General features: G+C 61.6%; 6 protein-coding genes. 3 read left to right on the top strand and 3 right to left on the bottom strand.

Annotated features, from left to right (window positions below):
- Positions 1-275: 275 nt before the first annotated feature.
- The 3 genes from AC630_RS26905 to AC630_RS26895 form a co-directional block, all read right to left on the bottom strand.
- On the bottom strand, positions 276-1145 hold the full coding sequence (locus AC630_RS26905) for an SDR family oxidoreductase (RefSeq protein WP_074121485.1): 870 nt from the start codon (positions 1143-1145) through the stop codon (positions 276-278).
- A gap of 114 nt (positions 1146-1259) precedes the next feature.
- Entirely contained in the window at positions 1260-2189 is a 930-nt protein-coding gene (locus AC630_RS26900) for a glutamate cyclase domain-containing protein (RefSeq protein ID WP_143198342.1), read from the bottom strand.
- A 139-nt stretch (positions 2190-2328) separates the two neighbouring features.
- Complete coding sequence (locus AC630_RS26895) at positions 2329-2553, bottom strand: hypothetical protein (protein ID WP_143198341.1); 225 nt, start codon at positions 2551-2553, stop codon at positions 2329-2331.
- 434 nt (positions 2554-2987) lie between these two features.
- Here AC630_RS26895 and AC630_RS26890 point away from each other — a divergent pair, with 434 nt between their 5' ends.
- From AC630_RS26890 to AC630_RS26880, 3 genes are all read left to right on the top strand, one after another.
- Positions 2988-4370 carry an ABC transporter substrate-binding protein gene (locus AC630_RS26890; RefSeq protein WP_083636407.1) on the top strand — a complete coding sequence of 461 codons (1383 nt, stop codon included), beginning with the start codon at positions 2988-2990 and terminating at the stop codon, positions 4368-4370.
- Positions 4371-4560: 190 nt separating this feature from the next.
- Positions 4561-6885, top strand: a complete 2325-nt coding sequence (locus AC630_RS26885) for a hypothetical protein (protein ID WP_143198340.1) — start codon at positions 4561-4563, stop codon at positions 6883-6885.
- Complete coding sequence (locus AC630_RS26880; protein ID WP_074121478.1) at positions 6882-7772, top strand: branched-chain amino acid ABC transporter permease; 891 nt, start codon at positions 6882-6884, stop codon at positions 7770-7772. Before AC630_RS26885 ends, AC630_RS26880 begins: the two co-directional genes overlap by 4 nt.
- The last annotated feature ends 1 nt before the right edge of the window (position 7773 follow it).

Below are 7773 nucleotides of genomic sequence, written 5' to 3'. Positions count from 1 at the left end.
ATGTTTTCGAACTTGTCATCAAGCTCGATTTCCTTCGCTACAGTCACGCCATCCTCACTCTTGCTGATCTGGCTTGGTGTCGGCTGAGTGAACGATGGATGAAACGATCCGGCCTGGCCACGAGACCGAATGTCTGCATGTGGCCCGTACGCGACGGACCCCGATCCTTGATCTAGCCTCGGCTGTTAGGGGTTGACCGGACACGCGGCCCGGACGCGGCCCAGTCGGCGCGAATGGCCCCGAGCCGACGTTGATGCATTGGCAAACGCGCCGGCCTAGCGTAGGGGCATCACCGTGACGCCGGACGGCGGCACGTCGTCGTCGGGCACGAAGAAGTCCGACGCCAGCGGGACCGAGGCATCGACGCGATAGCGGTCGAAATCACGCACTCCGCTGGCAGAGAGCACCTTGTCATCGATACAGAACTGCCCGGTGAACTCGCGCGACGGCTTCGTGAGGATGACATAAGCCGCATCTCCCATGATCTCGGGCGTGCGGCTCGCGCGCATCATGGCATCGCCCCCCAGGAGATTGCCGACGGCGGCGGTAGCGATCGTGGTGCGTGGCCACAGCGCGTTGACCGCGACGCCCGCACTCTTCAGCTCGGCCGATAGTCCCAGCACGCACATGCTCATGCCGAACTTCGCCATGGTATAGGCGGTGGAGTGCTCGAACCATTTCGCCTTCATGTCGAGCGGCGGCGACAGCATCAGGATATGCGGGTTTTCGGCCTTCATCAGGTGCGGGATACAATATTTCGACACCATAAAAGTGCCGCGGGTGTTGATGCCCATCATCAGGTCGAACCGCTTCATGTCGGTTGCTTGGGAGTTGGTCAGGCTAATGGCGCTGGCGTTGTTGACGCAGATATCGATGCCACCGAATTCGGCGACGGTCTTATCAACAGCTGCGATCACCTGGGCCTCATCGCGAATATCGCAGATGACTGGCAACGCCTTGCCGCCGGCCGCGCGCACCTCGTCGGCGGCGGTAAAGATCGTGCCCTTCAGCTTCGGATGCGGCTCCGCAGTCTTCGCGGCGATCGCGACATTGGCGCCGTCGCGTGCCGCGCGCAGCGCGATCGCAAGCCCAATGCCGCGGCTCGCGCCGGAGATAAACAGCGTCTTGGCTTTAAGGGATGACATCGGAGGACTCCTGTATGGGACACACCGAGTTGGACTCACTCACCGTTGAGAGTGAGGGTGGGTTGGGGGTACCGCAAGCACCAGCCCCAGACTATCTCCCTCCCTAACCCGCCCTCAGCGGGCGTGCGACGCCACCACGGCGGATATCTCCTCAAGAAGAGCCGCGTGCTGTTCCCACGGTATGCTGTCGACACTCATCTGCGGTCGCCCGGGACTATCGACCCGGCTGTCATCGACCGCCTGCCCGGCTTCCACCGCCGCCGACAGGAACCGGTGATCCATATCGCGATTGAAATAACGCAGGAGAGCGTCCCGCAAGGCCGGCTTCGTGCAGGCCATTGCAGCAAGGAGCCCATAAGCTCCCCAGTTCGACACGCCGGCGACGATGAGCGAATCGACCGGAGTGGTTGCTGCGATCACCTCGCCGTTGGGAATTCCGCTTTCGATGATTTCCTTGGGCAAGGATCCCATCCCGATCTCATTGCCGCCGTCTCCCATGCCGATCGTGTACCAGCGGCGCTTCGCGGCGGGGTCGCTAAAGAGAAGATGCAGCGGTGCCGTTTCGCGCGACATGTCCCATCCGTGCTCCCGGTGAGGCTTCCCATCCGAACCGGGAGAAACTCGCTCAATTGCGATCAAGTGAGTGATCGGCCGATCGCCTGTTTCCATGTACTGCCGCAGGCGGAGAACCGAACTTTCCGTCGTCGACACGACCTCAAGATTGACGGGCGCCGGCAGCGCCTCGACCACGGCCCACACCGCCTTTGCGCATGGTGCATCGGTAATGACCGTTACCGGAATGCCCGCATTTGCGAGGCCCGCGGCCAGATGAGCCATGCCGCCGAGCCCATCCGTTTCCGGAGAAGGCGGCTCCGCGTGCTGGATATAGAAACCGGTGACGATTCCAACGTGCGCGTTGGGCATGTTCATTATTGCTTCCGCGGCGCGGGCGAGATTGCCTTTTGCCCATTCGGTCATCTGGCTGATGTCGCGTTTAACCTTGCGCCCGATGATCGCCTCGATCCGGGCCACTGACTCGTTCACTGTATCCACCTCGACTTGCCTTCTCGAAGGTGCGGGGCTGGTTCTGCCGGGTTTTTCCGGTCGCCCTACATGACGTCCTTGCTCTGTTGCTTAGCAAAATCGCATGTGCCTACCCCGGAGCTCATCCAAGGATAGTTCGTCAGGTGGGTGTTGGCTTCCGGGGATGGAATAGCTCTTCGACGGATTGTTTCGGGTCCTTGATCCGAGAGCGGTCCTTGCGATCGTTCTTCTGTGCTTCGAGCTTCTGCAGGAAACGGAAACGCGGCGATTGGGTCGCGTGCCCCGATCGGCCGTGCTTGGTCATGCCGAAACCCTTTTGGCCGCCCTGCGTCATTTGGTCACCAACGAAGGCTGCGCGGCTCATTTCTTGCGCCCGGGAGCCGCCACCGACGCCAAGCTCCTTGCGGTTGGCCGAGAGTACCATCAGGGAAAGGATAGCGCTGATCGTTAAAAGGCGCGAGGCTGGGTCGGCGCGAGAGCAAAATGCTGCAGTGCGGCGAGCGTGACACCGAACCAATTGAGTTCGGCGGACGGTGCCGTGAGTAGGGTGTCGCGCGCCGGGCGTAATGCCGCTGACAGCGATCGATGCTCCAGCACCGCTTGGCATACGGCTGCGATGGATCGGGCCGGAGCTCGAGAGGTGCAATCGCTGGTGCCGGGCGCGTTGGGACGTCAAAGATACATTCACAGAGTTGTGGTTTGTCGAGATACAATGGCCTAAAATGTAGCAATGAGCCCCCCAATTAGGAGCTTGAACGTGGCGAAATCATCAATGTCCTCGACAAGGGAGGATAAACCATGGAGCACAGAAACGTAGACCGCAGAAGCTTTCTCAATCAACTCGGCGTTGTGGTCGGCAGCGCCGCGGCGGCAACCGCAATACCGGCCGTGAAGCCTGCATCGGCGCAAACTCCTGCGGCGCCGAAGGGAAGAATTCCCGATACGCCACTCAAATTCGGTCACATGACCTTTTTGACCGGCCCCGGAGCGGTGCTCGGCGAGCCTTCGCTCAAGGGTCACATCCTGGCGGCTGAGGAAATCAACGCCCAGGGCGGCATTCTCGGCAAGCGCAAGATCGAGACGATCACTGCCGACGAGGCAGCCGGCACAGACGCCAACGTAAAAGAGCTTCGCCGTATGAAGCTCTCCGAAAAAATCGACCTGTTTACCGGTGTCATATCGAGCGGCAACACGCCGGCACTCGGCCCGGTCGCCGAGGAGCTTGGCGCGCTGACGATTTTTGTCGACGGCTGCACCGATTTTCTGTGGGACAAAGCGGTGCCGAATCCGAAATTCGCGTTCCGCATTACCAACATCCAGTCAGCGGACGGTGTCACTTGCGCACTGGCGGCGGCGCAGGCCTGGCCCGAGGCAAAGCGGGTCGCGCACATTCACCCGGACTACAGCTATGGCCGCAATGCCTTCGACCATTTCAACATCGCGTTCGGCAAGCTCGTTCCGGGCATCCAGGTCGTCTCGGAAGGCTGGCCGAAGCTCGGCACCACCGACTTCACCGCTCACATCACCAAGGCGATGTCGTCTAATCCAGACCTGATTGTTTCGTCGGTCTGGGGCGGCGACTACGTGGCAATGTACAAGCAGGCCTTGCGTTACGGCATGTTCAACAGCGCGAAGTTTGCGAGCACGATCGCGTTTGGCGTTGCGCCACATGCAATCGGCAAGGATCACCCGGAAGGCGTGATCGCGGGCGTGCACGCGAACTATTACTTCACCTTCCCGCCGGGAAATCGTTGGCCGGCCAACAAGAGGTTCGTCGAGAAGTACTATAAGCGCTGGAACGAGTATCCGAACTTCCAGTCGGATGGTGCGTATCACACGCTCTACATGTACAAGACGGCAGTCGAGAAGGCGAACAAGCTTACAGGTGGCTGGCCGGAGGAAGAGGCGGTCATCAGCCAGCTTGAAGGCATGTATTTCGAGACGGCAGCCGGTGACCTCTACATCCGTCCGGACAATCACCAGGGCTACAAGGACGCGGTGACGGGCTTCAGCAAGAACGTCCCCGAATACCCGTTCCCGATTCTGGATCCGAATCGGATGGTCACCATTCCGATCCGCAATATCACGGCGCCGCCGCACTGGCCGAAGCCGGGCAATGGTCACAACGATCCGACGGCCACGTACAATTGGATCAAGGAGACCTGGCCGCAGGTCGCTTGAACGCAGCAATCGAGACGGCCATGCCTTTCTCGAAGGCATGGCGGTGTTCGGGTCTTGATCGGGCGGCCGGCAACTCGAACTCCACATCCGCGTCGTACGGCCGCGGCGAGATCCTGCCGGCACTGCGGCGATCTCGGTGGAGCGGAACATGTCTCTGCACCCAGCTTCGCCCCGGGCGCGAATATGCGGCGTGGTGCTGGGGCTGATCTGTGCCGTCGTTACTGTGCCGCCATCGGCGCAGGCCGACCACGCGGTATCTTATTTTCCCTCGTTCTACCCACATGAGATCCGCATCGAGCCGCTCGATCCAGAAGGAGCGGCTCGCGAGTTTGTCAACAAGAGCGATCCCCTGCACGTATATGTGGGCACCGCACCAAGCTTTTCCGGCCAGATTCCCCAGCACCTCAAGTCGGTCGAGTCGCTCAAATCGCTAGTCACCGTCAGCGTCAATCCGCAGTCATCCCGGCTTCAAGCCCGCGAGGCGCGCTGTCACGCCATCGAACAGGCTGCCGCCGCGCTGGACGCGCCACCTGACGTCGTTATTCATCCGTATCCGATCACGCCCTATCACGCCGACTATCTCGGCCACGCAGATCGCGTGTCTCCCGCCAACGCCACGCCCACGCCGACCGGTGCGCCCACGCCGACGTTTCGCGCTGGCGCCGATGCGGCCCTGCTCTCGCCGCGGGCCCGCGTCCAGGCAACGGACTGGGATGTGAGTCTCGACGAGACTTCGGTAAGCGCATTGCTGATCGACGCAGGCGTCGGCTTCAACGATTGGCCAGCGCCACCCTGGACCAAAGAAGGATGGTTCCAAGCCTACCAGTTGCTTCGTCCGTCCCTCAGTCAGGCGAACGACCAAAAGCAGGCCGATGAGCTTTATGATCGTCTCACCCATAACGAGTTCAGGGATCGCACCGAACAGATCAACCTCGAGCGCGAGTTGCTGGCAGCATTGATCGGCAGTTGTGAGCGCGCCGTGGTCGGCTATCGGCTGCGGCGGGAATTCTATACTGACGACTTTTCCGACGGCATTGAAAATATCGCCGTGGATTCGCAGTCCGGTTTGAATTCGGCCGTCTTTCTGAGGACGGTCAAGCTCAAGGATTTCCTCTGGAATGGCACGCTGCGCATTGGGATCGATCCGCGCCCGACCGCAGCCTGGAATCCAATCGCTGGCTTTAACGATGCGGCTGGCCGTCTGGTGTGGTCGACCGTCGGAGACAACGCCTTCCTGCCCATTCCCTATAATAGCCGGTGGGTCCAGAACCGCGCCGAAATTCGCACTACGGACGAATCCGGTATCAAGCGGTCGGTTCGCGTTCCCGACGATGCGCTGATGCCGGAGACCATGGCCGGCAGGTTCGGCCAGGTCGGGCCGGGCCATGGCGCGATGACAAAAGTGCTGTATCGCCTGTCGGCCTCGAATTTCAGCGACGCCTCGGTGATGGAGGCGGCCGATTTACTTTACCCGTATGCACTGGCGTTCCGCTGGGGCGCCGGCGGGCAGCATGCGGGGGCCCACGATCCTGAGATCGCTGCTGCGACGCGGCTGATACGCGAGCGGCTGCGCGGCTTGAAGCTCCTCCGGGTGGAGGAAACCTCGCGGTCGGTCGCTGATCAGACCTTCACCTATCGCAGCCCGATTATCGAGATTTATCTCGATAACCTCGCATTCGACGAACTGGAGAACGCCCTCGTCGCTCCACCCTGGAGTTCGGTGCCCTGGCACGTGCTTGCGCTGATGGAGGCGGCGGTCGAGCGCGGCATCGCAGCCTTCTCGCGCGGCGAAGCGGAGCGGCGCCACCTGCCGTGGCTCGACCTCGTCCGCGATCCAGCGCAATTGAAGACATTCCGCGCGCTGATCAAGGAATTTGCTCAGACCGGCTACCGGCCGGCAGCGCTCGAGTCGCTTGTCGGCCCGGAGGCGGCGAAGGCCCGTTGGCAGCTTCTCGACCAGTTCGTTGAAGCCAACGGTCATTTGCTGGTGACCAACGGACCCTACCGGCTGAAGTCCTGGTCGCCCGACGCATTCGTTTTCGAGGTTGTACGGGAATTCACCTATCCCGTCGGTCTCGGTACGTTCAACGGCTTCGCTTACCCGGCACGCGCGCTCATCACCGCTATGGAGCGCGCGGGCGATCTCGTGCTGGTCAGCACCGACGCCGAATTCGCGGTCAAGCAGCAACGCGACCATCGCCTCGTCCGCGCGCCGCTGCAGCCTGACACGCTGCGTGGCACACTGCTGCCTATTCGGCCGGAATCGCACTACGTCGTCATTGGCAAGGACGGCCGGGTGGCTGCGGCCGGAAGCCTGGTGCGGCAACCGGACCATCGCTTTGCGGCTTCTCTGCCGACCACCCTTCAGTCCGGCGTCTACACTTTGTTCGCAGCGATCTTTCTTGATGGGAATACGATTAATCCAGCTATCGGACGCATCGAGCTGCGGGATAGCGGGACAATTGGCAAGGCCGGGCGAGCCGGGGGCCCAAAGGATGAGGAGGGAAAGCCGTGACGATCCTCGTCATCCAGATCCTGAACTCGTTTTTTTACGCGGCAGTCCTGTTCCTTATCGCCGCGGGCTTAAGTCTCATCTACGGCGTCATGCGCATCGTGAACCTGGCGCATGGGTCGCTCTATGCCCTCGGCGCTTATGTCTCCGCCTGGATTGTCGGCAGCGCGGTCGGCCACGCGCTGGAGGGAAATCTCGGCTTGGCCGGAACGCTTTTACTCCTTCCACTTGGCGCTGTTGCTGTTGCGGCCGTCGGCGCGGTGATCGAGCCTACCCTGTTGCGCCCCCTCTATCGACGATCGGAGGAATACCACCTGCTCGTCACGTTCGGCCTGCTCATGATCCTCGAGGACGTCATGAAACTCCTGTTTGGCCGCACGCCCCTATCGGCCGGCCAGATCATGGATCAGATGGGCAGTATCCCCGTCGGTCGCCTGATGTATCCCACGTACAACCTGTTCGTCGTCACAGTCGGGATTGCCGCCGCGATCGGATTGTGGGCGTTCATCTACCGCACCAAGTTTGGTGTCATCCTGCGCGCTACCTCGCAGGACCGACGCATGGCTGCGGCGCTGGGCATCAATGTCAGCCGCGTCTATGTTCAGGCCTTCGCCATCGGCTGCTTCATGGCCGGCCTCGGCGGTGCGGTGGTGGTGCCGGCGCAGGCGGCGGTCCTCGGCCTGGGTATCGAGGTGCTTATCCTGGCCTTCGTGGTCGTCGTGATCGGCGGACTCGGGAGCTTGCAAGGAGCGCTCGTCGGCGCGTTGATCGTGAGCTTCGTGCGCACCGCTGGCATTCAGTTTTTCCCCGAGATTGAACTTGCGGTTCTCTACCTGATTGCGGCCGCCGTCCTCCTCGTCCGTCCCACCGGTATGTTTGGAAGGGCGTGAC

This window comes from Bradyrhizobium sp. AS23.2 (assembly GCF_001908185.1).
Taxonomy (GTDB): Bacteria; Pseudomonadota; Alphaproteobacteria; order Rhizobiales; family Xanthobacteraceae; genus Bradyrhizobium.
The sequence above is the reverse complement of the archived record's forward strand: the minus strand, read 5'-3'. Positions and strand labels throughout refer to the sequence as shown.

Bases quoted from the DNA above. Each gene is read 5' to 3' on its own strand.
- AC630_RS26890 (WP_083636407.1), top strand. From the start codon at position 2,988: ATGGAGCACAGAAACGTAGACCGCAGAAGCTTTCTCAATCAACTCGGC.
- AC630_RS26895 (WP_143198341.1), bottom strand. From the start codon at position 2,553: ATGAGCCGCGCAGCCTTCGTTGGTGACCAAATGACGCAGGGCGGCCAA.
- AC630_RS26905 (WP_074121485.1), bottom strand. From the start codon at position 1,145: ATGTCATCCCTTAAAGCCAAGACGCTGTTTATCTCCGGCGCGAGCCGC.